Consider the following 24,735-nt stretch of genomic DNA (forward strand, 5'->3'; position numbering starts at 1 on the left):
CAGATGTTATGGCGAAACCTTTTCCACTGATCGCAGCGCTCATCTTGCTGCAGGGCTGCAGTCTCACGTCGGGCTCTGACGTGCTGACACGTTCGCAGGCTGAACTGAATAAAAATCAACAAACGCCGGCCAAGCCTAAACCGCTGCAGGTCCCACCTGCCGTCAGTGCCGATGTGTTAAGCGCCAGTGCGATGCCATTGCAGAATACACCGTTACTGCCGCGTTTTAATCTGGCAGCATCTGCGGTGCCGGCTGCGGAGTTTTTTGCCTCACTGGTCAGCGATTCCGATTTCAGTATCGTGGTGCATCCTGATGTCCGCGGTACCGTCAGTTTGCAGCTGAAACAGGTAACATTGCCGGAAGTGATGGCGGTGGTGCAACAGATCTACGGCTTTGATGTGCGCCAGCAGGGCTTGATTTATCAAGTCTACCCGGCCGGTTTACGCACTGAAACTATTGCAGTGAATTATCTGCTAATGCAACGCCATGGGCTGTCGTCGATCGCGGTAAATTCCGGCGGCGTGTCGCAGGACCAGCAAAACAACGGTCAAAACGGCAATAACCAGAACAATCAGAATAATCAACAAAATCAAAATGGTGACAGCCAAAACGGCCTTGGTAACGGCAATCAGCAGCAACAATTTAATGGCAGCATGATCCAGAGCACCAGTAAAACCGATTTCTGGAAAGATTTGCAGGAAGCGGTACAGGGTATTTTGGGTAATGCAGTGCAGCGCACCGTCGTGGTATCGCCACAAGCTGGTTTGGTCACAGTCCGCGGTATGCCGGACGAAATCGCAGCAGTGCGGGCCTTTTTGCAGCAGACAGAAACTCACCTGCAACGCCAGGTCATTCTTGAAGCCAAGATCATCGAAGTGACGCTGAATGACGATTACCAGCAAGGCATTAACTGGCAAAACGCCTTAGCGAACATCGATTCGACCAATCTGACCCTGAGTAATACCCGCGGCAGTTTTGGCAATAAAATTAGTGGCAGCATTGGTGGCTTAACGTCGATTGCATTTGAAAACGCCGATTTTGAAGGCGTGATCAGCCTGCTGTCGACGCAAGGCGATGCGCAGGTGCTGTCGAGCCCGCGGGTGACAGCGGTGAATAATCAAAAAGCGGTGATTAAAGTCGGTCAGGACGAATATTTTGTCACCGACGTGTCGAGCAACACCACAACGGCTAATAACGGCGTTCAAAACACTACGCCAAGTATCACGCTCCAGCCATTTTTTTCCGGTATTGCGCTGGATGTCACACCACAAATTGACGCCAATGGTCAGGTGATTTTGCATGTGCATCCGTCGGTCACTGAAACCGCCGAGCAGGTGAAAACTATCCGGCTGTCCAACGAAGACGTTATTTTACCGTTGGCACAAAGCAATATTCGCGAATCCGATACCATCATCAAAGCCAGCAACGGCGAAATTGTTGTCATTGGTGGCCTGATGCAAACCGTGATCAGCGATCAGGAAAGTGGTGTGCCGGGCCTGCGCTCGTTGCCGCTGCTGGGGAACTTGTTTAAGTCGACCAGTAAGTCGGAAAAGAAAAAAGAACTGGTGATCCTGCTTAAACCCACAGTCACCGGTGCTGAGGTGTGGCAGCAACAGATTCAGCAGTCCAGCCTGCAAATGCAGGACTGGCAACAGCGGCGCTGACGATGTATCTGGCCCATTTTGCTCTGCAGCAGTTACCGTTTGGTCTGACGCCGAATACCGGCTTTTACGTCGGTCTGAACGGCCATCAACAGGCGATGGAAGTACTGCAGACCGCATTGGGTCATGGGGAAGGTTTTATCAAAGTGACGGGCGAAGTGGGGACCGGCAAAACCTTGTTATGCCGCAAGCTGCTGAATGAAGCGCCGGCGCACTGGAGCCTGGCCTATATTCCCGACCCAAATCTGGACCCGCAGCAGTTACGCTGGGCCTTAGCGCTGGAACTCGGCCTGAAGCAATCTGACAATATCGACCAGCAGCAACTGGCGCACCTGCTGCAACGCCAGCTGTTATTGCTGGCGGGCGCCGGCCGGCAAGTGGTGTTGTTAGTGGATGAGGCACAGGCATTGCCGGATGAGACGCTTGAAGCGCTGCGGTTGATCACCAATCTGGAAACCGAACAACATAAACTGGTGCAGGTCGTGTTGTTTGGCCAACCCGAACTCGACAAACGTCTGGCGCAGTCCAAATTCCGTCAGCTGCGCCAGCGCATCAGTTTTTCTTACCAATTACCACAGTTACAGCGGGCCGAAGTTGCGGCCTATCTGCAGCAACGGCTGCTGTTTGCCGGCAGCCAGCAGATGTTATTCAGCAAGTTGGCCTTGTGGTTACTCAGTCATTACAGTCGGGGCATTCCGCGGTTGATTAATGTGCTGGCGCATAAAGCCCTGTTGTTAAGCTATGGTGCCGGTCTGAGCCGCGCTGGCTGGTGGCAAATCTATCAGGCCGCCGTGGATACCGAAGATGTGCAACAGTCTTCTCGTGGCTGGCTGACCACCGCTGCGATAGTCGCGATGCTGTCACTGCTGTTGTCCCTGTGGTTGCAACCTTCGGGCATGCTTGCACTCTGGAGTTTGCCATGAGTGTGATCAACCAGATGCTGCGCGATTTGGACAAACGTCAGGCCCGCCCAGCAACGTTGGCAGGACCGGCGTTGCATAACACCAGCTCAAGCCGGCGCTGGTTTTGGTGGCTGCTGCTGTTGCCAGTGCTGTGGTTTAGTGCGCAGTGGCTCAGTAAAGATGGGACTGCTGTGACGCCTGCAGCCGCGCCGGTACCCGCCACGCAGCCTGCAGCAGAAGCTACAACACCAGTCACTGCAGAAGTCACAACGGCAACATCACCGCTTGCGGTGCAGGCTACCGAGATCGTCGCGGCTAAGCCGGAGGTTCCAGCACAAGCCCAAGCGGTACCAGCAGCGCCTGCTGTGCACACAACCGATACGCAGCAAGCGGTGACACCCGCCCCGGTGGTGGAGATCACTGCACCTGCAGTCGCGACAATGACAGAAGCAGAATCTGACAGCGCCGACGCTTTTGCCTTGTCGGCAGAAACCGAAGCCTTTTTGCAGGACGCCGAAACCCTACCGGCCCCGGAACCTGTGAAAAAAGCCCAGATGAGCGTGACACGAACAGACCCGGCACAAGACGGCCCACAGCAGCTGCGAGCGCTGGCGATGCAAGCACAAGCTGCAGGCCGGTTTGCCGAAGCGGAAACAGCTTGGTTACAGCTGAGCCGGCAGCAACCACAACAGACAGAATCATATGAAGCGCTGGCACAGCTGTATCTGCAGCAACAGCAGCCACAAAGGCTGGCGTCATTGCTGCAACAAGCCCAACAGCAGCAGCTACAATCGCCGGCATTACAATGGGCACAAATCCAACTGCTGGCCAGCTCTGCACAATGGCAAGCACTGCTCGGCGCATTGACACCCGAACTGCAGCAACAATATCCACAACAGGCCCTGGCATTAGAAGCGCATGCGGCGCAGCAATTGGGCCAGACCGACCGTGCTTTACAGGTTTACCAGCGCTGGACCGAGCGATCACCGCAGGACAGTCGGGCCTGGCTCGGACTGGCGACGTCACTGGATCAATCCGGCCAATGGCCACAGGCACAACAGGCGTACCAGCAAGCGCTGCAGCTCGGTGGTTTGACCGACGCCAGCCGCCAGTTTATTCAACAGCGATTACAGCAGAACACACAGAGTTGATATGCAAAGACCCCGGTTAAAAATGCGGCTTGGCGACCTGCTGGTGCATGAAGGCATCATCACCGAGCAACAGCTGAATAACGCGCTGGCAGCGCAGCAACAAAACGGCCGCAAGCTCGGCGCGACGCTGATCGGGCTGGATTACCTCAGCGAAGATCAACTGCTGCAGTTTTTATCACAACAGCTGAACGTGCAGTTCCTCGATATTGCCCAGCGCCGCATTGAACCTCGCGTGGCGCAAATGCTGCCTGAAGTGCATGCGCGCCGGCTGCGGGCGCTGGTGCTGGAAGACCGCGGTGAGTCGGTGTTGCTCGGCATGAGTGATCCGGCGGATTTATCCAGTCTCGACCAAATCGCGCCATTGCTGGAACCCAAGCTGATTGAAATTGCTGTGGTGCGGGAAAGTCAGTTGATTGAAGCGTTCAACAACCTGTATCGCCGCACTCAGGAAATTCAGAGTTTTGCCCATCAGCTGCAGGAAGAATACGAAGAAACCGAAACCATTGACTTCGCGGCGCTCAACACCGAAGGCGATCAGGACAATACCATCGCCCGGTTGTTGCAGTCGTTATTTGAAGATGCGGTCCAGGTGCGCGCTTCGGATATTCACATTGAGCCGGACGAAAAAGTGCTGCGTATCCGGCAGCGTGTCGACGGCGTGCTGCAAGAAAGTGTGCTGCAGGAAACTGGTATTGCTCCGGCGCTGGTGCTGCGGCTGAAACTGATGGCCAGTTTGGATATTTCGGAAAAACGGCTGCCACAGGATGGCCGGTTCCAGATGAAAATTAAAGGCCGTACTATCGATGTGCGGATGTCGACGATGCCGGTGCAACACGGCGAATCGGTGGTGATGCGTTTGCTGGACCAAAGTGCCGGTTTGCTCAGTCTGGAAGAAACCGGTATGCCGGCGGCGATAGTCAGCCGGCTGCGCCGGATCATCCAAAGTCCGCATGGTATGGTGCTGGTGACAGGCCCAACCGGTTCCGGTAAAACCACCACGCTGTATGGCGTCTTGTCTGAGCTCAATCAGCCGGGTGTGAAAATCATCACGGTCGAAGATCCGGTGGAATACCGGCTGCCACGGATTAACCAGGTGCAAATCAACCATAAAATCGGTCTTGATTTCGCTGGCGTGCTGCGCACCAGTTTGCGGCAGGACCCCGATATCCTGATGGTCGGTGAGATGCGCGACCAGGAAACTGCCGAGATGGGCCTGCGCGGTGCATTAACCGGCCACCTGGTGTTGTCGACGCTGCACACCAATGATGCTGTGACCAGTACATTGCGGCTGATTGATATGGGGGCGGCGCCTTATCTGGTCGCCAGTGCGCTCAGGGCCATTCTGGCGCAGCGTCTGGTACGGCGCGTTTGCCAGCATTGTAAACAACCCTACCAGCCAGATGAGCTGGAACAGACCTGGCTGCGCCATTTCCGCGCGCCGGCTGGTCTGCAGTTCTGGCGTGGCAAGGGCTGTCAGTCTTGTCACTATACTGGATACAAAGGCCGGATCGGGGTGTTTGAGCTGCTGGTGATCGATAAACCGCTGGCGGATGCACTGCGCCGTGACGACAGCGAAGAATTTGCCCGCATCGCCTATAACTCGTCAACGTTCAGCACGCTCGGCACTATGGCGCTGGAGTATGCGCAACAAGGTATCACCAGCCTGGACGAAGTGATCCGGGTGTCTGAGTATGTTGATTTGGATACGATGGCAGGGGCGTCCTAATGGCGACATACCGCTACAGCGCACGAGATCCGCAAGGCCGGCTACAAAGCGGCGATATTGATGCGCCGAGCGAAAGTGCGGTGGCGGATCAACTGCAACGCCGTCAGCTGATCCCACTGCGGATTGATGCGGTGGCGCCAGCGCGTAACCTGAATATCGACCTGTCCGGCTGGTTTGGCCCTGTCGTCAAACTGCCTGAGCTGATTGTGTTTGCGCGGCAAATGTTTTCGCTGATGAAAGCCGGTATTCCAATCATCCGTGCTATTCGTGGCCTGGCAGAGAGCACCAGCTCCAAAGCGCTGAATCTGGTGTTACTGGATTTGGCAGAACAGTTGGAAAAAGGTCGCAGTTTGTCGGTGGCGATGGCCAGCCATGCCAAAGTCTTTAACCGGCTGATTGTCAGCATTGTGCATGTCGGTGAAAACACCGGCCGGCTCGATGACGCTTTTGCCCAGCTGTCGGATTATTTTGAGCAGGAAATGGAAACCCGCCGTCAGATTAAACAAGCGACGCGTTATCCGTCTTTTGTGCTGATGGCGATTGTGATTGCGATGGTGATCCTGAATATTTTTGTCATCCCGCAGTTTGCCGCCATGTTTGCCCGTTTTGATACTGAACTGCCTTGGACCACTCAGGTGCTGATTAATACCTCGGCATTTTTTGTCAATTATTGGCCTTGGTTATTGCTGGGACTGGCGTTGACCGGTTTTGCGTTATACCGCTATCTGCAGACCGACGATGGCCGCTATCGCTGGAGTCGCTATAAACTGCGGTTGCCGCTGATGGGCGACATTATCAACCGCGCCACGCTTGGCCGATATGCCCGTAGTTTTGCGCTGATGCTGCGCGCCGGCGTGCCGCTGACCACAGCGCTCAGTCTGGTGGCGGAAGCGGTCGACAACGATTTTATGGCGGACAAAATTCGCGAGATGCGGCGCAATATCGAACGTGGCGAAAGCCTGGTGCGCGTCTCGGCGCAAAGCGGCTTGTTTACGCCGCTGGTGATGCAAATGCTGGCGGTCGGGGAAGAAACCGGCCAGATGGATGACATGTTGCAGGAAGTGGCATTGTTTTATGAACGGGAAGTCGCGTTTGATTTAAAGTCGCTGACAGCGAAAATCGAGCCTATTCTGATCACTGTGGTCGCGGTGATGGTGCTGTTATTGGCCCTGGGGATCTTTACCCCAATGTGGGACATGCTCAGTGCTTATCAAAAAGGCAACTGAGCCAGCTTGGCAATCGACAGAAAAGCTGTCATTAATTAGTGTAATCAAAACTATAAACTGTTGATTTAAGCCCCGGAGAACTGCGTATGCGTACTATCTCAAGACAGCAACAAGGCTTTACCTTAATCGAATTAGTCATTGTTATTATCATTTTAGGTTTATTGGCGGCCACGGCGCTGCCGAGATTCCTGAATGTCACTGAGCGTGCTGAAGAAGTGTCAGTTGAAGGCGTAGCAGGCGGTTTTGCTTCGGCAGTGGGTCTTGTACGCGCTGGATGGGAAATCGCTGGGCGACCGAACAATAACGTCGCGACCAATCAGACCCGGGTTGAGTATGACAATGTATTTATTGGTGTTGATGGCACCATCGGCTATCCGTCTGGCGACCCAACCGCAGACACCCGAGCGACAGTGGTAGATGCAGCCGACTGTGTATTTCTGTTTAATAATCTGTTCCAGCAAGTTGGTCAAGCGACTGTCGATTCAGCCTTTGATGCGACAGACGATTTCTTTGCCCGTGCCGACAGTAATATCTGTGAATATCATCAGACTGTCGGTTTAGCTGCTGCGCCCGCAGCAGGAACTGGTGCGACGAACGGCTTTACCTATAATCCAGAAAACGGTAACGTATTGTCTTTCCTGAATAAACCTAACTAATCGAGTGATGTAAATGCAAAAAAGTAAAGGTTTTACCTTAGTTGAACTGGTGATTGTGATTGTGATCCTCGGCATCCTGGCCGTGACAGCCGCACCGAAGTTTTTAAACCTCGCAGGCGATGCAAAAGAAGGGACTTTGACTGCTGTTGAGGCCTCGTTAAAAAGTGCCAATGCAGTCATTTATAGTAAATCAATACTGCAAGGCGTCCAAAAAACACCTTCTGCCAACGTTAACGAAAGTGGGGAAAAAATTGCTGTTGTATATGGTTATGTAGCTGCAACACAGGCTGCGGTGGAGGATGTATTGGATTTAGACGGAAATTTCACGGTCCTACAAGGTGTTGCGAATAGCAATTCACTGTTTGAAGCGGCTGATGTTTTGATTTATCCGGCTACTTCAACAGCGCCAACTACGTCAACAACTGAAGCTGAAGCCTGCGTGTTGGTTTATACCGCAGCTGCGGACGCGACGTCTAAGCCGACTTATGTCATCAACGGTAATGGTTGCTAATTAAGGCATACCGATGACAACTACGTCTCGCAATGGTTTTACGCTTGTAGAGTTGGTTGTTGTCATTTTGATTATGGGGATTATGGCCATATCGGTGTATCCCCGTTTTATCTCTGCCGATAGTGAGACTGCCCAAAGCCAGCGCGACATGTTGCTGGCTTTGTCGCATCTGGTACAGCTGCAAAGTATGCAGGATACGGTCAACAGCAGCACGCTTTGCCCAACCATAGTGTTGTCGGCGACACAAGCCGGTATCGCAACCACAAATCCCTGCCTTGCCAGTGCCAGTTTTAGCGCTGATGTGAATGATCCGAATCAAATTCAATTTGGCAGCGAAGCCAGCCTTGCTGTCAGCGGTGCCACTTTGCCACTGTTATTAAGGTTTGACAGCTGGGGGCGCCCGACCGGCGCCTGCAGCAATGGCTGTACCTTTACACTGACACAAAGCAGCGCAACCTTTAAGGTTTGTCTGCATGCCAGCGGGTTTATTCAATCATGTTAGGCAACACGTCAGCTGCCCGGCAGCGTAACATTCCCGCCCGTGGCTTTAGCCTGATTGAGCTGATTATTGGCATCGTCGTGTTAGCGATTGCCATGTTGTTTATCAGTGCGATTTTAGGCCCGTTGTTTGTGCGAAGCATTGAACCCTGGCATCAGGTGCGGGCAGCGGAGCTGGGGAATAGTCTGATGAATGAAATTTTGGCGCGCAGTTTTGACGAAAACTCCAGCCGGGGTAGCACTTTGCTGCGCTGTGGCGATGCAGGTGCGCAGGCTTGTGTTGCAACCATTCCAAATTGTCCAGCCAGTGGGATGTCTGCCACAACAGAAGAAGCGAGCCGCGATTTATATGATGATGTCGATGATTTTCATTGCCTGAATGTCAATGGCAGCGCCGTTACAACCAATTTAAATCCGAGCCTGCAGGCCAGTTATAACCAATATCAGGTGCAAGTCGCGGTGAGTCACGCCGGGACTAGCGCCGGGCTGGCGGCAACGCAGGTCAAACGTATTGATGTGGCGGTCACCCTGCCAAACAGTGAAGTTATTACCTTTACCAGCTATAAAGGGAATTGGTAATGAACTGTCGCACGCTGCCAAAGTCCCAGCGCCACCAGCCTCAGGCTGCGTTTACGTTGCTCGAGTTTATTGTGGTGATTTTAATTCTTGGCATCATTACGACCAGTGTCACCAGCTATGTGCGGCTCGGCGCCGGTATGTATGTTGATTCAACAACCACTCAGCAAATTTTGTCGCAAAGCCGCTTTGCCTTAGAGCGTGTTGTGCGTGAAGTCCGTGGCGCAGTACCAGGCAGTATCAGAGTGCTGTCAAATGGCGATAACAGCATCAGCTGTGTTGAATTTACCCCATTGGCACTCAGTGGTTTGTACCGGGATTTGCCGTTATATCCGCAAACAAGAGACTGGATTGGCGTTACCACTGTCACAACCGGTTGGCCGGCAACGGCAGGGTATCGTGTTGTGGTCTATCCGACCGATAGCCGCCATGTCTATGATTTAAATCAGCGCCGCAGTGCTGTGGTTGCAACGTTGCAGAATGCGCCGCCCGATGCAGATGGCAATGCGAACACCGAGCGGATTCAACTGGATTTGATTAGCGGTGTGGCGCCGACATTTATTACGGAGTCGCCGCAGCAGCGCTTCTTTCTGGCGGCGCAGCCGGTTAGTTTCTGTGTAATTGGTCAACAACTGCGACGTTATCAAAACTATGGCTTTCAGGTTGGGCAAAGCTTGCCTCCGTCGTTGACGCAAAGTGAACTGATGGCGACTGGTTTGTTTAACCAAAGCACAGAGCCGGCTTTTGTGTTAAATACTGCGACGCTCAGCAGAAATGCGGTGTTGCAGATTTTCTGGCGATTTCAGCCGTCAACTGATCTGGGGCAGGATCTGTTCTTTAACCACGAGGTGCATATTCCCAATGTTCCCTAGCCTGATACGCCAGCGTGGTAGCTCGTTAGTTTTAGCGATATTCGTCATTATTTTGATGTCAGCATTGTTATTGGCGCTGGGGCGGCAGCTTATCAGCAGCAGTAAAGCCGTCAGCGTTGAGGTGCAGGGCAGTAGGGCTTTTAACGCGGCGCAATCCGGTCTGGAGTTGGGGTTGACGCAGCTGTTCCGCAATCCTGGCAATACCTGTTCCTCAGTCACGGCTAGTTTTAGCTTTAATGACGCCGGCTTGCGCGACTGTCAGGCGACGCTGGCCTGTTCTGAGGTACCTAACCCCGATAACGCGGATCGCCGGTTGTTTCGTCTGGTCAGTGTCGGTCAATGTGATGCGGGTGATTTCACTACCAGTCGGCGTGTAGTGATGGAGGCATATTAATGCGCTGGAGTTGGTTGCTGTTGAGCTTGGTCTGGTCTGCGGCGGTTTGGGCCATTGGCGAAAACTGCAGTCAGATTTGGACGCAGGCAATTCGCTCGAGTTCCACGGTTCCTGCCTGGGGTTATTGTTTTGGCAATAACCCGAGTTGCTATAACGTCACAGACGCCACAACTATCAGCAGTTTACCTGCCACTTTAGCGGCAGGGGATTATTTTTTAACCGGTTCTATCCCGTCAGATACAACTTTTAATACCAGTGGTGCGACGGTGCGGATCTTTGTGAAAGGTAGTCTCTCCATTGGCGATAATGTCCAGCTGAATTGGAATGGGCCAGCGCAAAACCTGTTGTTGGTGGTTAGTGGCTCGCTCTCCATCGGTTCCAACGTCAAAATCAGAGGATTTATTTTGGCAGGCGGTGCCGTCTCTATTGCCAATGGCACTAGTGGTACGCTGGATGGTGGTGTCACATCAAATGGCGCTTTTTCGGGGGCTGGCAATTTAATTGCAGCTTTCAATAGCAATGCATTATTAAAGTTACAAGGTGGTGTTGTTTGTGGCGGCAGCCTGAGTTGTTTAAATGACAATTTCCAAGCGGCGACATTATCATCCAATTGGGTGACGACACGGACGAATGGTAATTTTACTCCGTCGAATGTCAATGGCAGGCTTCGTATTACTGAGAGTACAGGTAACCAAGCGACTGCAGCTTCTTTTCAGCGGCTGTTTCCGGCACGGTCCAATTTGGTCGTTGTTGAGTTCGACCATTTTGCGTATGGCAGAACCAGCAGCGAAGGCGGTGATGGTATCGCTGTTGTGTTGTCAGATGCCTCTGTTACCCCGGTTTCTGGTGCGCTTGGTGGACCTTTAGGCTATGGAGCCCGCTCAAACGTCAATGGTTTTGCCGGGGGCTGGCTTGGTATTGGCATTGATGAGTATGGAAACTTTTCTGCAGAGGGTGGAGCAAATGGACCAGGCCGTCGCAGGCAGTCTGTAGCAATCCGGGGGTCGGGAAGCGGTACTGCGGGGTATCGATATCTGGCTGGTACTTGCAATAACGGCACGACAAGAACGAACACAAGTTGTTTGTCGCCGCAGGTTGATAATAATGACGTCAGTCCGCCACACCGCTATCGTGTTACTGTTGATTCGCAAATAGCTAATCAGTCGCTGGTTAAGATCGAGCGGAATAGTGGTAATGGCTTTGTCACGTTGATCAGTTCGTTTAACGCCGCCGCAGCGACTGGACAAGCCGCACTGCCCGCCAATTTTCTGTTGTCTCTAACCGGCGGAACAGGCGGCGCGAACAATCACCATGAAATCGATGATCTGGAAATTTGTGCGCTGCGCTCAGACCCGGTTCCGGCACAGATCGACCATTTTGAGTTTAGTTACAGTGGGCAAGCCTTAACATGTAAAGCTGAGACTTTTACTATTAAAGCCTGCCAAAATGCCGCCTGTACACAGCTGGTAACGGGGAATGTCAGTGCGACTCTTGTGCCGGCAACAGGCTGGATTGCCGGTACTGGCTTAACTGGCAATACCATTAACTTCTCGGGTGGGACCGCAACAGCAACGTTGTCGCAGACTACACCGGCAACTATTCGGGTTGGTACATCAGGTTCTAATCCTTCAACAAGACCATTTAGCACCACTTTGTGCCAAATAGGTGCGTCCATCACTGCGGCAAATTGTGATGTAGTTTTTTCCAGCAGCGGCTTGGTGTTTTCAGTGCCGGACAAAATTGCCGGTAAACCGGCAACTGGCATCTTAGTCAAAGCGGTGAAATCTAACGGCTCGCAACAATGTGTACCGAGTTTTGCCAACGTCAATCGTACAGTCCGGTTCTGGTCCGAATTTAACAATCCGGTTACGCCAAGTGCCAGCCCAGGGCGTGCCGTGTCAGTCTCTAACGGCGGCGCCTACACCAATATCGGTGCGACTTCTGGGACTTCCACCGCACTGGCGCTTAGTTTTAACAGCAGTGGCGAAGCCAGCATCGGCGTTAATTACAGCGATGCCGGACAAGTGACGCTCAAAGCCTTGTATAGCGGCTCTGTGGCGACCAATGATGCAAACCTATCAATGACTGGCACAGACCAATTTGTCAGCGCGCCGGCCGGATTGTGTATCACCCCGCAGCAATACTGCGCTGCCGCCGACGCGACTTGTCCCGGTTATGTCAAAGCCGGTGATACATTCCCGCTCGACATCAAAGCCGTGGCTTGGGAGTCTGATGCCGATAGCAACTTTTGTAACAACACCACGACGACGCCGTCATTTCAGCTCAATGGTATTAGTCTATCCAGTTCATTAGTGCAGCCCAGTGGGGGCGACAGCGGCAGTCTGACACCGTCCAGCTATAACCACAGTGCAGCGTCGACGGCGACGACGACTGTGAATCCCAGCCAAAGCGAGGTCGGGGTATTTAATTTGGCGGCGAGTTATAACGGTCCATATATCGGGATGCCGGTGAATTTGATCAGCACCATGACCTCGCCTTTGGGGCGAATTGTACCGCATCGGTTTTCGATGATGAGTTTTGACCTTGATCCCAGTTGCGATGCTGTTAGTTACTTTGAGCAGCCAGCCTCGTTGAGTTTCACCATACAGGCGCAAAACGCTTCAGGCGGAAGGGTGCTGAATTATCGCGGTACTTTTGCCAAAGCGACGGCAGCTCTGGTTGCGGAGAATAACAACGATGGGGTTGAACGCAGCAGCCGGCTCAACAATCAATCGAATCTGCTGAGCTGGGATAACGGCGAAGCACAGCTGATCAACAGTCCGGTATATGTAAAACGCGACACTGCGCCAGATGGCCCCTTTTCGCAACTACGGATTGGTTTAAAGCTGAACGACAATGATGATTTGGATGCGCAATTGCAGGCGTTAGATCAGCGGGTTGATAGTAGCGCAAACTGCAGTGTTGCTGGGGACTGCGACAGTAAAATGCTGACCACCAGCAATATGGACTGGCGCTACGGCCGCCTGCAAATCGTCAATGCAATAGGCTCAGAGCAAAGCAATTTACCGGTGCAACTGAAAGCGGAGTACTGGAATGGCAGCCAGTTTGTGCCCAATAGCCTCGATAGTTGCACGGCCACTACGCCGTCGAAATTGTTAATTACCACAGGTACAAATCCGGTCATTACGGCCAGTGGTAATCCGACCCAACTGAATCAAGGCAGCAGCGGTGCATTTGATTTAATGCTGTCTCCACCAGGGGTGGAAAGCCGCTACCCGTTACTGTACCAACTCAATGACCAGCCCTGGCTACAGTATGATTGGACACCTGGTGATGGAGTTTTATTAGAGGATCCGAAAGGTGAGGCGGTGTTTGGTGGATTCAGAGGGAATAACCGTCAGATTTTTTGGCAAGAAAACTAAACTGCAGTGGATTGTTTTCCGCATTACCACACGGGAAATGTCATCGGTGTGGGCGCCGTCGGCTTGGTTTAATCTGCTAAACGTGTAAGATAAGGCTATCCACCCAGCGCATTGTTACTTAAAATGTGCGCACATTTTTGTCGAGTAAGATCCGGTGCCCCAACTTCGCGAGGGCGGCCGGATTTTGCTGTTGTTGGCGCCCCATTCAGAAGGATTAACACTTTTCATGTTAAAAAAATTACGTGGTTTATTTTCCAACGATCTGTCGATTGACCTGGGCACGGCCAACACGCTTATTTATGTGAAAGACCAGGGCATAGTCCTGAATGAACCATCAGTGGTTGCGATCCGGCAGGAACGTGCCGGCGGACCAAAAAGTGTCGCTGCGGTTGGCCATGCTGCCAAACGTATGTTAGGTCGGACACCTGGCAATATCAAAGCCATTCGCCCAATGAAAGACGGCGTGATCGCCGATTTCTACGTCACTGAAAAAATGCTGCAGCATTTTATCAAACAAGCTCACAGCAACAGTTTCCTGCGTCCAAGCCCTCGCGTGCTGGTGTGTGTTCCTTGCGGCTCGACTCAAGTAGAACGCCGTGCGATCCGTGAATCGGCTCAGGGCGCTGGTGCCCGTGAAGTCTACCTGATCGACGAACCAATGGCCGCTGCGATTGGCGCAGGCCTGCCGGTGTCGGAAGCGACCGGTTCTATGGTGGTTGATATCGGTGGTGGTACTACTGAAGTGGCACTGATTTCGTTAAACGGCGTAGTGTATTCGTCTTCTGTCCGCATCGGCGGTGACAAATTTGACGACGCCATCATCAACTACATCCGCCGCAACTACGGCATCCTGATTGGTGAAGCCACCGCAGAGCGCATCAAGATGGAAATCGGTTCCGCTTATCCAAGCGATGAAATTCTGGAAATTGAAGTGCGCGGCCGCAATCTGGCGGAAGGCGTACCACGCAGTTTCACGATGACCAGCAACGAAATCCTCGAAGCCTTACAAGAACCATTGGCCGGTATCGTGTCGGCCGTGATGGTGGCGCTGGAACAATCACCACCAGAGCTGGCGTCGGACATTTCTGAGCGCGGCATGGTTCTGACTGGCGGTGGTGCTTTACTGCGTGACCTCGATCGCTTACTGATGGAAGAAACCGGTATTCCGGTAGTCGTGGCTGAAGATCCATTAACCTGCGTGGCACGCGGCGGTGGTAAAGCACTGGAAATGATCGACGTGCACGGCGGTGACGTGTTCAGTTACGACTAACTGAACCTGTCCGGCAGCCACGTCGATGAAGCCTATTTTTGATCGCGGACCCTCACTGCCGCTGCGCTTATTTTTTGCGTTGCTGGCAAGTGCGGGTCTGATTGTGCTGGATCACTACACCAGCAGCTCAGCCCAGTTGCGCAGTTATCTGACCGCAGCCGTCAGCCCATTGTTTTACCTCGCCAATTTGCCGCAAGACCTGATGTTTGGTGCCTCCGAACAGTTTAAATCGCAACAGAAAATCCTCGAAGAAAACCAAACACTGAAAGACACCTTGTTACTGCAAAACGGTCAGTTGCAACGTCTGCAGTTCCTGCAGCAGGAAAATGACAAACTGCGCGCGTTGCTTGGCGCCAGTCCGGTCACTGAAGGCAAACGCCTGATCGCTGAAGTGCTGGCGGTGTACAGTCATCCGTTCAGTCACCAAATCGTGCTGAACAAAGGCAGTAATGACGGCGTGACCATTGGCCAGCCGTTGATCGACGATTTAGGTGTACTGGGGCAAGTGGTCAGTGTTGGCCCCACCTCCAGCCGTGCCATTTTGATCGCCGATAATACTCACGCCATTTCTGGCCGGGTCGAGCGTACGGGTTTGAGTGTGGTGGCCGAAGGCATTGGCCAGGCGAACTCGCTGCGGCTGATCCATTTGCCGCACAGCACCGACGTGGTGGAAGGTGACCGCCTGTTAACCTCGGGACTTGATGGGGTGTTTCCGGAAGGCTATCCGATTGGCCGCGTGACCAAAGTGTACCGCGATGCCCGCCTGCCATTTCTGCAAGTCACGGCCGAACCTTACGCCATGCTAGACCGCATCCGTTATGTGCTGCTGGTGTGGCCGCATCAGGGCACTACAGTGGCCGATCCGGAAATTGTCGCGCCACCGGAAGCGACTACTACGGAGCGCAAATAATGCAGAATAACTGGCGCTTTTTATGGATCCATCTGACCCTGCTTTTGGCTTTATTGCTGGCGGTCATGCCGCTGCCGGCTGAGGTGAAACTGTTCCGGCCCGACTGGCCGTTATTGGTATTGTGTTATTGGGTGCTGGCATTGCCACACCGCGCCAGTATTGGTACGGCGTTTATCATTGGTTTTCTGGTCGATGTGATGGTGGGCACTGTGCTTGGCGTGAACGCGTTTGGCTATAGTGTGGTCACTTTTATTGTTGCGGCTAATTATCTGAAAATCAGGAACTTTTCTATCCTGCAACAAGCCTTATTAATCGGCATGTTGCTGGCCTTGTATCACTTGTTACTGTTTTGGCTCAGCCATTTCCTGACCGGTGTCTATTTCCGCGCCGCTTATTTGTGGCCGGTGCTGACCGGTATGTTAGTCTGGCCTTATGTTTTCCTGTTTTTGCGCCGGATGCGCCGTCAACTGAAGATCCAATAATATGACCGCTGTCGCTCTTGCTTCTGCCTCGCCCCGTCGCCGTGAACTTTTGGCGCAACTGGGTGTTGATTTTGTCGTGGTTCAGGCGCCGATAGATGAGTCGGTATTGCCCGGCGAAAACGCAGCTGATTATGTATTACGACTGGCCAAGGCCAAAGCACAGGCTGGTTTTGCTGTGCAGGCGCAACCGCTGCCAACGCTGGGCGCGGATACCATTGTGGTCGTTGATGGCGAGATCCTCGGTAAACCGCAGGACGAAGCTGATTTTCTGCGCATGATGCAGTTATTAAGCGGTCGTGGTCATCAGGTGTATACCGCTGTGGCGCTGTGTCTGGATGCGAGCAACGAGCCGCAGGCCGTGACAGTCGCGACCGATGTCTGGTTCGGTGCGCTGACACCAGCGCAGATGCAGGACTACTGGCACAGCGGTGAGCCGGCCGACAAAGCCGGTGGTTATGGTATTCAGGGGCTGGGCGGGCGTTTTATCGAAAAAATTCATGGCAGTTATTTTGCTGTGGTCGGTTTGCCGTTATATGAAACTGCCGCCTTATTGGCGACGTTGCCGGAGGCTTCATGAGTGCAGAACTGCTGATCAACGTCACCCCGAGTGAAACCCGCGTCGCGCTGATTGAAAACGGGGTATTGCAGGAAGTACATATCGAACGCCAGGCGCGTCATGGTCTGGTTGGCAATATTTACATCGGCAAAGTCAGCCGGGTATTACCTGGCATGCAGGCGGCGTTTGTTGATATTGGCTTGGATAAAGCGGCATTTTTGCATGCATCCGACATTGTGCAGCGCGATGCGCATGATCCTGAAGTCAAAGTTTCCGCGGTTAAAGATATCCGCCTGCTGGTGCATGAAGGCCAGTATCTGTTGGTCCAGGTGGTGAAAGATCCACTCGGCACGAAAGGAGCCCGGCTGACCACCGACATCACGCTGCCGTCGCGTTATCTGGTGTTTATGCCGGGTTCACCGCATGTCGGCGTGTCACAACGCATTGATTCCGATGCTGAGCGTCAGCGTTTAAAAGACATCGTCTCCACTTGCCTGGATGATGATAATGGCGGCTTTATTGTCCGGACAGCAGCGGACGGCGCCTGTGAACTTGAACTATTGCAAGATGCACGATTTCTGAAAAAACTCTGGGCCAAAATCCAGAAGCGTAAACAAAAACACCGCAAAGAAGCGATGTTGTATGAAGATTTAACGTTGGCTTTCCGTATCCTGCGCGACTTTGTCGGCAGTGATTTAGAGCGGGTGCGGGTTGATTCGAAAATGACCTGGCAGGCGCTGCACGCCTTCACCGAAGAGTTTATTCCGCAGATGACGGAAAAGCTTGAGTATTACCCCGGTGAGCGGCCGGTATTCGACCTGTTTGATGTCGAAAACGAAATTCAGCGTGCGCTCGACCGCAAAGTGCCACTGAAAAGCGGCGGTTATCTGATCATTGATCAAACCGAAGCGATGACAACAATTGACGTCAACACCGGCGCTTTTGTCGGCCACCGCAATCTGGAAGAAACCATCTTTAATACCAACACCGAAGCGACGCAGGCGATTGCCCGTCAGCTGCGATTACGCAATCTCGGTGGCATTATCATCATCGATTTTATCGACATGCAAAGCGAAGAACATCAACGCCGTGTGTTGCACAGTCTTGAAATCGCACTGTCGCGGGATAAAACCAAAACCAATATTCATGGCTTTTCCGCCTTAGGCCTGGTGGAAATGACGCGCAAACGTACCCGCGAGAGTCTGGAACATGTGCTGTGCACTGAATGTCCGGTCTGTGCTGGCCGTGGTTCACTGAAAACGGTCGAGACCGTGTGCTTTGAGATCATGCGGGAAATTGTCCGCGTCAACCGCGCTTACGCCACCGACAAGTTTATGGTGTATGCGTCACCAGCGGTTAAGGATGCTTTAATCAACGATGAATACCATAACCTGGCTGAGCTTGAAGTCTTTATCAGTAAGCAAATCAGCGTAGTGATTGAGCCGCAATATACCCAGGAACAATTTGACGTGGTGATGATGTAGTGGCGCGACTTCAGCGTGCCGGTTGGTTTTGTCTGCACAAACTCTGGCTGCTGTTTGCGGTCGGTTTGGTGCTGCTTGCGACTCTGGTTACGTTGCTGCGGGTAGGTTTGCCTTATGCCACTGGTTATAAAGCAGATATTGAGCAATTCATCGCTGCGCAATATGGCGCGCCGGTCCGGATAGGCCAGCTCAGCGCAGCCTGGCAATCCAGCGGTCCGGCCTTGTTACTGCAAGAAGTGGCCGTACAGACCCCAGCTGGCGATACGCTGCTGCAGGTGGCTGAACTGCGGGTTCGCCTCGATTTTTGGGCCAGCCTGACCAGCCTGCAACTGAAAGCGGACGATTTTGAGCTGTCGGGCTTGCACCTGACCATCGACAGCCAGCGGTTGTTACAACAAAACGCCGAAACGCCCGCGACGGACCCGGAACCACTGCTCAGCGCTGTTGAACAATTGCTGTTTCAGCAACTGAAAAACTTCACGCTGGTCGACAGTAAACTGACCTTACGCTCGCAATATACCCCACCCATTGAGATGCAGATCCGCCGGCTAGCCTGGCTGAATGCCGGCGAACGCCACCAAGGGTCTGGTGAAGTGGTGATTGCAGGCGTCACCGGCAATGCCATCGCTTTTATCCTCGATTTAACCGGCGACAGTCTGGCGAAAAGCCGCGGCCAGTTGTACCTGTCCAGCAATGATCTGAACGTACTGCCATGGTTCGAAACCTTGCTGCCGGAGACGCGCAAGCTGGCGCGCGCCGATATCAATTTTCAGGCCTGGGGCGAGATCGCGGGCGGCACTTTGCAACAAATTCAGATTGGTCTGGCCGAAAACCGCCTGATGTGGCGGCAAGACGATCAAACCCAACAACTGAGCCTCGGTAAAGGTCAGCTGCTATGGCAACCGACAGCAGATGGCTGGCAGCTGTTGTCGAGCCAGCTGACACTGACTTCAGGCGCGCAAAGCTGGCATGATTTCCAGCTGCAGTTAGTCAGTCAGCAAGGCGTGTATTCCGGCTCGTTACAGCAGCTGCAATTACAGGCGGCGGTGCCACTGGCCCAACTGTTTGCCGAAGATTCAACGGCGCTTAGGAAAATTCTGTCGTTTCAGACCGACGCCCGTATTACCCAGCTCGGCATGCAGCTGAACGACAAACAATGGTTTGTCAGCGGCGATTTCATTGATTTCAGTTCAGTCGCGGTCGACGACGTGCCAGGTTTAACCGGCCTTACCGGCCATTTCAGTGCCAGCCCGGACTATGTGCTGCTGGATTTGCAGGGCATGGATGGCGCCTTGAGCTGGGGCGAAGCGTTCAGCCGCGCCACGCCGTATCAGAGCCTGCAGACCCGGATTGAAGTGCTGCAGCAACAAGGCCAGTGGCGGGTACAAATTCCGCGACTTAGCTTACGTCATCCGCAAATCGAAGCAGATGCGCAGCTGGTATTGGAACTGGGTGACAAACCCGGCATGACCTTGCTCGGCGAACTGCGGAAAGTGCCGGTCGCCGACGCCCGGCATTATTTCCCGACCCGGCATATGCCGCAGTCGGTGATCAATTACCTGACACCGGCGCTGATAAGCGGCCAAATCCCGGTGGCTCGGGTGCTGTGGCACGGCGCTTTTAAAGATTTCCCCTACGACAAGCACAACGGCATTTTCCAGGCGCAGGCATTTATCGCTGATACCGAGTTTTCGTTTGACCCGCATTGGCCGGTGATTAAAGGCATGCAGGCCGAGTTGTTGTTTGAAAATGCCGGCATGCTGATCCAAAGTCAGGCCGGTCAGTTGTTTGACGTCGCGCTGGAAGATGGTGTGACGGCCCGGATCCCGGACCTGTTTCACGCCGAGACGTTACTGATCGATATCGGGCGCCAGACGCAAGCTGAAGCTGTGACGGGTCTGATGCTGGCATCGCCACTCAGCGAATCGGTCGGCGCCACGCTGGATTATCTCGGCGTCAGCGGTTTGGTAAACGCCAAAGTGCAGCTCCAGATTGGTTTGAAAAAAACCGGTGTGCGCGCTTTGGGTGACGTTGAGTTTTTTGCCAATCAGCTGAATATTCGCGCGCCAGCCGTCGCGGTGGAACAGCTGCAGGGCCATCTGCAGTTTGATAACGACAAAATCGACAGTGAGAAACTGATGTTTGTCAGTCATGGTGTGCCGCTGAATGCTACTTTGCATGGCGCGCAGCAGGCGGAGGGCTATCAGGTCCAGCTGAAAGCACATGGCGAACAAGATATCGATAAGCTGCTGGCGCTGGTGTCGGAAGATTGGCAGGTGCTGGGCAAAGGCCAGGCCAATTTCAACTGGGATTTAAATATTCAGCTGCCGCAAACTGGCTTTTCTTACGAATCAACGGCGCTGATGGATTTAGCCGCCGCTGAGCTGCAGTTACCGGCGCCTTTTGGCAAAACCGCGGCCGACGGCGCCACGGTGTTGCTGCAAAGTAAAGGCAACGAGCAAGGCTCTGCGATTGAGATGCGTTATGGCGATCAGGCGCAGTTGCAGGCACGTTTAGATCAGCAAAGCGGCAAAATCACCGGTGCGCTGTTAAGTCTCGGACTGCCCAGCAGTCAGTTGCAGGATGGCTTTTATATCGACGTCAATCTGGAACAGGCAGAACTGCTACCGTGGCTTAGTTTATTGCAAAACCAGCTGGCGGCTATAACGCCAAGTGAAGATGCGCTGTTTCCGGCCCTGACGGCGGTGAATGGCCGGATCGGCGAGTTGCAGCTGTTTGATGATGTATTTCTGCATCAATTGCGTTTTCACCTGACGCCTCAGCCTGACAGTTATCAGCTCAATCTCAATGCCGACGAAGCACAAGGCGACCTGTGGTTTTCCCGCCAATTGAAGGAAGAGGGCATCAAAGCTGACCTGACCCGGCTACAGCTGATTTTTGCCAATCAACAGGTAGCGAAACTGGCTGCGGCCGAGTTAAAAGCACAGCAACTTTTGGAAGCTGAAGCGGCGCAAAAACCAGATTATGCTGCGTTGGAAGCCGAAGCTTTTGCCAAATTAACGCCGATGCCGTGGCTGGCCGAGCTGCCGCCGATCCAGTTGCATTGTAAGGCCTGTATTGTCGGCGATTATGATCTCGGAGAAGTGCAGGCCAAAGCCCACAGCGACGGTAGCAGCTGGACGTTAAGTGAATTCTCCAGCCAGCGCGACGGCCATCGCTGGACTATGCAAGGTGACTGGCAAAAAGACGACGGCCTCGGTGAGACGCGGCTAAGCGGCACGCTGCAAAGCCCGGCCTTTGGCCAGTTGATGCAGGAATATGACTTAAGCCGCAGTATGAGCGGCAGCAAAGCCAAAATCACGTTGGACGCGTTGAGCTGGCAAGGGACGCCGTTTCAGTTTAACCGCCAGACCCTAAGCGGCGGTATCGGCTGGGATCTGGGCGAAGGCTCGCTGGTTGAAGTCAGTGATGGCGGCACGCGCATTTTCTCGTTATTCAGTCTCGACTCGCTGGTGCGTAAGTTACGGCTGGATTTTCGTGATGTGTTTGCCAAAGGATTTTTCTACAACAGCATGCGTGGTTCGATGCAGATCGATCACGGCGTTTCCACTACGACAGATACCAAAGTGGATGGGGTTGCCGGCGACATCGAAATGTCCGGAGCAGCTGATTTAAAAGCGCGGCAAATTGATTATCAAATGGCATTCAGCCCGAAAGTAACCTCCAGCTTGCCGGTGATCCTGGCCTGGATGGTCAATCCGGTGTCGGGTGTCGCGGCCTACGCGCTGGATGAAATGTTCCAGTCGGCGGAAGTGATCTCAAAAATTAATTTTAGTGTCACCGGCGATCTCGATAATCCGACCGTGACTGAGCTGGAGCGTAATAGCAAAAAAGTTACGATCCCGGCCGATGCGTTACCAAAACCGGTGAAACCACCGCTGGCGACAACACCAGCCATCGCTGAAGAGACTGCGCAACCGAGTCCGCTGTTGCCAGAAGCGCCGGTGGAAGGTGCTTTGGCGCCAGACCGGCCAATGCCAGAAGCCAAACCGGTTGATGATACCCCGGTGATAGACGCTGGCGGAGTACAACATGACTGATATCGGGACTGATCTCGAAACCTCAATTTGGCAACTGACGGCATTGCAGCTGTGTAGTAGCCCCGATCCGGCCGAGAATCTGCAGCAAATCGCCGCGCTATTGCAGCAAATCCCGGCTGACCGGCCACAGCTGGTCGCGCTGCCAGAAGGAGCTTTATGCTTTGCCGGCGCCGACGGTGCCAACCTGGCCATTGCTGAGCCGCTGGCTGAACAGCACAGTGTAGAAGGCCCGTTGCAACAACAGCTCAGTCAACTTGCGCGCCAGCATCAGGTCTATCTGTTAGTCGGTACTTTACCAACACAAAGCGCAGATCCGACCCGGTTCAGCGCCAGTACTCTGTTATTTGGACCGGATGGCGCTTTGCTGGCGGACTATCAGAAAATGCATCTGTTTGACGCCGATGTCAGTGACCAAACCGCCAGTTATCGTGAATCGTCAGCTACCATGCCTGGCAACAAAGTGACAGTGGCAGATTTGGGTCTGCTCAAAGCCGGCCTGGCGATTTGTTATGATGTGCGTTTTCCGGGACTGTTTCAGTTGTTGCGCCAGCAGGGCATGAATCTGTTATGCCTGCCGTCGGCATTCACCACAGTGACGGGGGCCGCGCACTGGCATACACTGCTGCGGGCGCGGGCAATTGAAACCCAGTGCTTTTTACTGGCGCCGGCACAAACCGGTACCCATGCCAATGGCCGCCAGACCTATGGCCACAGTCTGATTATTGACCCCTGGGGTCAGGTGTTGGCTGATGCCGGCACATTACCCGGGCTGATCTCAGTCCGGATCGATTTAAACGAGGTGACCGGCGTACGCAGTAAAATGCCGCTGGCGGCCCACAATCAATTTACGTGTGACCAAATTAAAAGTGAGAGGCTATGAGCAATATCGCGATGCTAAATGCAGTGGAACAGAATCTGATCGCCGCGAGCGACCTGACCGATCAGGATGTGGCGCACAGTCTCAGTTTCCTGTTTGCGCATCAGCTGGATTACGCGGATCTGTATTTTCAGTCCAGTGTGCATGAGTCCTGGGTACTGGAAGATGGCTTGGTCAAAGACGGCTCCTTTAATATCGAACGCGGGGTCGGTGTGCGGGCCGTGACCGGCGAAAAAGCCGGTTTTGCTTACGCTGACACGATATCGAAACAAGCTCTGCAAACCGCAGCAACGGCGGCGCGTGGTATCGCCGCACATGGCCAGCAAGGCCAGGTCAAAGCATTCAGCAAATCAGCCAACAGCGCCATCTATTTGCCTTGTGAGCCGCTGCAAAGTCTGACAAATACCGAAAAAGTGGCGATGCTGCACCAGATGGAAGCCTTTATCCGCACGCTAGACAGCCGTGCCGAACAGGTGATGGTGAGCCTCTCCGGTGTTTATGAAGAAATGCTGGTGGCTGCCAGCGATGGCACTTATGCCGCCGATATCCGGCCTTTAGTACGGCTGAACTGCTCAGTGCTGTTGCAGCAGGACGGCCGGCGTGAGCGCGGCAGTGCCGGTGGTGGCGCCCGTACCAGTTACGCCTATTTCAGCGAAGATCTGGACGGCGAGCCGCGCTGGATGAGCTACGCCCGTGAAGCAGTGCGTCAGGCGCAGGTCAATCTGACCGCCATCGATGCACCGGCCGGCATGATGCCAGTAGTGCTCGGCGCCGGCTGGCCGGGCGTGTTGTTACATGAGGCGGTTGGTCATGGTCTCGAAGGTGATTTTAACCGCAAAGGTGCCTCAACTTTCTCTGGCCGCATCGGTGAACAGGTGGCGTCCAAACACTGCACTATCGTCGACGACGGTACTTTAGCTGGCCGGCGTGGCTCGCTGAATATTGATGACGAAGGCACGCCGGGTCAATATAACGTGCTGATCGAAAACGGTATTCTGAAGGGGTACATTCAGGATAAACACAATGCCATGCTGATGAATGTGCCGGTGACTGGTAACGGTCGGCGTGAGTCTTTTGCCCACCTGCCGATGCCGCGGATGACCAACACTTATATGCTGGCCGGTGAGTATGCGCCGGAAGAAATCATCGCCTCAGTGAAAAAAGGTATTTATGCGCCGAATTTCGGTGGCGGTCAGGTCGACATCACGTCCGGTAAGTTTGTGTTCTCGGCCAGTGAAGCCTACCTGATTGAAGATGGCAAAATTACCGCGCCAATTAAAGGTGCCACGCTGATTGGTAATGGCCCGGAAGCGATGCAAAAAGTATCGATGGTCGGCCGCGATCTGAAGCTCGACGCCGGTGTCGGCGTCTGTGGCAAACAAGGCCAGAGCGTGCCGGTTGGCGTGGGGCAGCCTACATTGAAGCTGGACAGTATGACGGTCGGTGGCACGGCTTAATAAAAGCGTTGGGCATAACGCTGGCGGTTTCTGCCGGCCGTTTTGCCAGCGCTTGGACTTTGCCGCATAATAGCCCGGTTTT

General features: G+C 53.7%; 20 protein-coding genes. All 20 read left to right on the forward strand.

Translation table 11 applies throughout. The features are described from left to right. Positions 1-8: 8 nt before the first annotated feature. Complete coding sequence (gene mshL, locus ACFFJP_RS00185) at positions 9-1,664, forward strand: pilus (MSHA type) biogenesis protein MshL (RefSeq protein WP_377239253.1); 1,656 nt, start codon at positions 9-11, stop codon at positions 1,662-1,664. Further along, a complete protein-coding gene (locus ACFFJP_RS00190) occupies positions 1,604-2,584 on the forward strand; it encodes an ExeA family protein (protein ID WP_377239255.1) in 981 nt (326 codons plus the stop codon). Before mshL ends, ACFFJP_RS00190 begins: the two co-directional genes overlap by 61 nt. Beyond that, the gene (locus tag ACFFJP_RS00195; RefSeq protein ID WP_377239256.1) at positions 2,581-3,714 is read left to right on the forward strand and encodes a tetratricopeptide repeat protein; all 1,134 of its coding nucleotides are present in this window, start codon (positions 2,581-2,583) and stop codon (positions 3,712-3,714) included. The genes ACFFJP_RS00190 and ACFFJP_RS00195 overlap by 4 nt, the downstream gene beginning before the upstream one ends. Position 3,715: 1 nt before the next feature. Then, a complete protein-coding gene (locus ACFFJP_RS00200) occupies positions 3,716-5,440 on the forward strand; it encodes a GspE/PulE family protein (RefSeq protein WP_377239257.1) in 1,725 nt (574 codons plus the stop codon). Further along, complete coding sequence (locus tag ACFFJP_RS00205) at positions 5,440-6,666, forward strand: type II secretion system F family protein (protein WP_377239258.1); 1,227 nt, start codon at positions 5,440-5,442, stop codon at positions 6,664-6,666. The genes ACFFJP_RS00200 and ACFFJP_RS00205 overlap by 1 nt, the downstream gene beginning before the upstream one ends. An 86-nt stretch (positions 6,667-6,752) precedes the next feature. Beyond that, positions 6,753-7,322 (forward strand): prepilin-type N-terminal cleavage/methylation domain-containing protein, encoded by a 570-nt coding sequence (locus ACFFJP_RS00210; RefSeq protein WP_377239259.1) that lies wholly within the window; start codon positions 6,753-6,755, stop codon positions 7,320-7,322. Positions 7,323-7,335: 13 nt separating this feature from the next. Beyond that, on the forward strand, positions 7,336-7,833 hold the full coding sequence (locus ACFFJP_RS00215) for a type II secretion system protein (RefSeq protein WP_377239260.1): 498 nt from the start codon (positions 7,336-7,338) through the stop codon (positions 7,831-7,833). A 13-nt stretch (positions 7,834-7,846) separates the two neighbouring features. Beyond that, positions 7,847-8,335, forward strand: coding sequence for a type II secretion system protein (locus ACFFJP_RS00220; RefSeq protein WP_377239261.1), 489 nt, complete (start codon positions 7,847-7,849; stop codon positions 8,333-8,335). Further along, positions 8,329-8,910, forward strand: coding sequence for a type IV pilus modification PilV family protein (locus ACFFJP_RS00225; protein ID WP_377239262.1), 582 nt, complete (start codon positions 8,329-8,331; stop codon positions 8,908-8,910). Before ACFFJP_RS00220 ends, ACFFJP_RS00225 begins: the two co-directional genes overlap by 7 nt. Then, positions 8,910-9,779 (forward strand): prepilin-type N-terminal cleavage/methylation domain-containing protein, encoded by an 870-nt coding sequence (locus ACFFJP_RS00230; RefSeq protein ID WP_377239263.1) that lies wholly within the window; start codon positions 8,910-8,912, stop codon positions 9,777-9,779. The genes ACFFJP_RS00225 and ACFFJP_RS00230 overlap by 1 nt, the downstream gene beginning before the upstream one ends. Further along, positions 9,769-10,173 carry a type II secretory pathway component gene (locus tag ACFFJP_RS00235; RefSeq protein ID WP_377239264.1) on the forward strand — a complete coding sequence of 135 codons (405 nt, stop codon included), beginning with the start codon at positions 9,769-9,771 and terminating at the stop codon, positions 10,171-10,173. Before ACFFJP_RS00230 ends, ACFFJP_RS00235 begins: the two co-directional genes overlap by 11 nt. After that, a complete protein-coding gene (locus ACFFJP_RS00240; protein WP_377239265.1) occupies positions 10,173-13,556 on the forward strand; it encodes a DUF6701 domain-containing protein in 3,384 nt (1,127 codons plus the stop codon). Before ACFFJP_RS00235 ends, ACFFJP_RS00240 begins: the two co-directional genes overlap by 1 nt. A gap of 226 nt (positions 13,557-13,782) precedes the next feature. Continuing rightward, a complete protein-coding gene (locus ACFFJP_RS00245) occupies positions 13,783-14,826 on the forward strand; it encodes a rod shape-determining protein (RefSeq protein ID WP_031568148.1) in 1,044 nt (347 codons plus the stop codon). A 25-nt stretch (positions 14,827-14,851) separates the two neighbouring features. Further along, a complete protein-coding gene (gene mreC, locus ACFFJP_RS00250; RefSeq protein WP_377239267.1) occupies positions 14,852-15,736 on the forward strand; it encodes a rod shape-determining protein MreC in 885 nt (294 codons plus the stop codon). Then, positions 15,736-16,218: a rod shape-determining protein MreD gene (mreD, locus tag ACFFJP_RS00255; protein WP_377239268.1), complete on the forward strand. Its 483-nt coding sequence runs from the start codon at positions 15,736-15,738 to the stop codon at positions 16,216-16,218. The genes mreC and mreD overlap by 1 nt, the downstream gene beginning before the upstream one ends. A gap of 1 nt (position 16,219) precedes the next feature. Further along, a complete protein-coding gene (locus ACFFJP_RS00260) occupies positions 16,220-16,795 on the forward strand; it encodes a Maf family protein (RefSeq protein ID WP_377239269.1) in 576 nt (191 codons plus the stop codon). After that, positions 16,792-18,258, forward strand: a complete 1,467-nt coding sequence (gene rng, locus ACFFJP_RS00265; protein ID WP_377239270.1) for a ribonuclease G — start codon at positions 16,792-16,794, stop codon at positions 18,256-18,258. The genes ACFFJP_RS00260 and rng overlap by 4 nt, the downstream gene beginning before the upstream one ends. Further along, positions 18,258-22,319 (forward strand): YhdP family protein, encoded by a 4,062-nt coding sequence (locus ACFFJP_RS00270; RefSeq protein WP_377239271.1) that lies wholly within the window; start codon positions 18,258-18,260, stop codon positions 22,317-22,319. The genes rng and ACFFJP_RS00270 overlap by 1 nt, the downstream gene beginning before the upstream one ends. Next, complete coding sequence (locus ACFFJP_RS00275) at positions 22,312-23,199, forward strand: carbon-nitrogen hydrolase family protein (RefSeq protein WP_377239273.1); 888 nt, start codon at positions 22,312-22,314, stop codon at positions 23,197-23,199. The genes ACFFJP_RS00270 and ACFFJP_RS00275 overlap by 8 nt, the downstream gene beginning before the upstream one ends. Continuing rightward, positions 23,196-24,653, forward strand: a complete 1,458-nt coding sequence (gene tldD, locus ACFFJP_RS00280) for a metalloprotease TldD (RefSeq protein ID WP_377239275.1) — start codon at positions 23,196-23,198, stop codon at positions 24,651-24,653. The genes ACFFJP_RS00275 and tldD overlap by 4 nt, the downstream gene beginning before the upstream one ends. Positions 24,654-24,735: the final 82 nt, after the last annotated feature.

Origin of the sequence: Rheinheimera tilapiae (assembly GCF_042432165.1) — a bacterium.
Classification (GTDB): Bacteria; Pseudomonadota; Gammaproteobacteria; order Enterobacterales; family Alteromonadaceae; genus Pararheinheimera; species Pararheinheimera tilapiae.

Excerpts from the sequence above, each read along its gene's own strand:
- ACFFJP_RS00230 (WP_377239263.1), top strand. The coding sequence starts at position 8,910 with ATGAACTGTCGCACGCTGCCAAAGTCCCAGCGCCACCAGCCTCAGGCT.
- ACFFJP_RS00195 (WP_377239256.1), top strand. The coding sequence starts at position 2,581 with ATGAGTGTGATCAACCAGATGCTGCGCGATTTGGACAAACGTCAGGCC.
- tldD (WP_377239275.1), top strand. The coding sequence starts at position 23,196 with ATGAGCAATATCGCGATGCTAAATGCAGTGGAACAGAATCTGATCGCC.
- ACFFJP_RS00260 (WP_377239269.1), top strand. The coding sequence starts at position 16,220 with ATGACCGCTGTCGCTCTTGCTTCTGCCTCGCCCCGTCGCCGTGAACTT.
- ACFFJP_RS00210 (WP_377239259.1), top strand. The coding sequence starts at position 6,753 with ATGCGTACTATCTCAAGACAGCAACAAGGCTTTACCTTAATCGAATTA.
- ACFFJP_RS00220 (WP_377239261.1), top strand. The coding sequence starts at position 7,847 with ATGACAACTACGTCTCGCAATGGTTTTACGCTTGTAGAGTTGGTTGTT.
- ACFFJP_RS00245 (WP_031568148.1), top strand. The coding sequence starts at position 13,783 with ATGTTAAAAAAATTACGTGGTTTATTTTCCAACGATCTGTCGATTGAC.
- ACFFJP_RS00205 (WP_377239258.1), top strand. The coding sequence starts at position 5,440 with ATGGCGACATACCGCTACAGCGCACGAGATCCGCAAGGCCGGCTACAA.
- ACFFJP_RS00275 (WP_377239273.1), top strand. The coding sequence starts at position 22,312 with ATGACTGATATCGGGACTGATCTCGAAACCTCAATTTGGCAACTGACG.
- mreD (WP_377239268.1), top strand. The coding sequence starts at position 15,736 with ATGCAGAATAACTGGCGCTTTTTATGGATCCATCTGACCCTGCTTTTG.
- ACFFJP_RS00225 (WP_377239262.1), top strand. The coding sequence starts at position 8,329 with ATGTTAGGCAACACGTCAGCTGCCCGGCAGCGTAACATTCCCGCCCGT.
- mshL (WP_377239253.1), top strand. The coding sequence starts at position 9 with ATGGCGAAACCTTTTCCACTGATCGCAGCGCTCATCTTGCTGCAGGGC.
- ACFFJP_RS00200 (WP_377239257.1), top strand. The coding sequence starts at position 3,716 with ATGCAAAGACCCCGGTTAAAAATGCGGCTTGGCGACCTGCTGGTGCAT.
- rng (WP_377239270.1), top strand. The coding sequence starts at position 16,792 with ATGAGTGCAGAACTGCTGATCAACGTCACCCCGAGTGAAACCCGCGTC.
- mreC (WP_377239267.1), top strand. The coding sequence starts at position 14,852 with ATGAAGCCTATTTTTGATCGCGGACCCTCACTGCCGCTGCGCTTATTT.
- ACFFJP_RS00240 (WP_377239265.1), top strand. The coding sequence starts at position 10,173 with ATGCGCTGGAGTTGGTTGCTGTTGAGCTTGGTCTGGTCTGCGGCGGTT.
- ACFFJP_RS00235 (WP_377239264.1), top strand. The coding sequence starts at position 9,769 with ATGTTCCCTAGCCTGATACGCCAGCGTGGTAGCTCGTTAGTTTTAGCG.
- ACFFJP_RS00215 (WP_377239260.1), top strand. The coding sequence starts at position 7,336 with ATGCAAAAAAGTAAAGGTTTTACCTTAGTTGAACTGGTGATTGTGATT.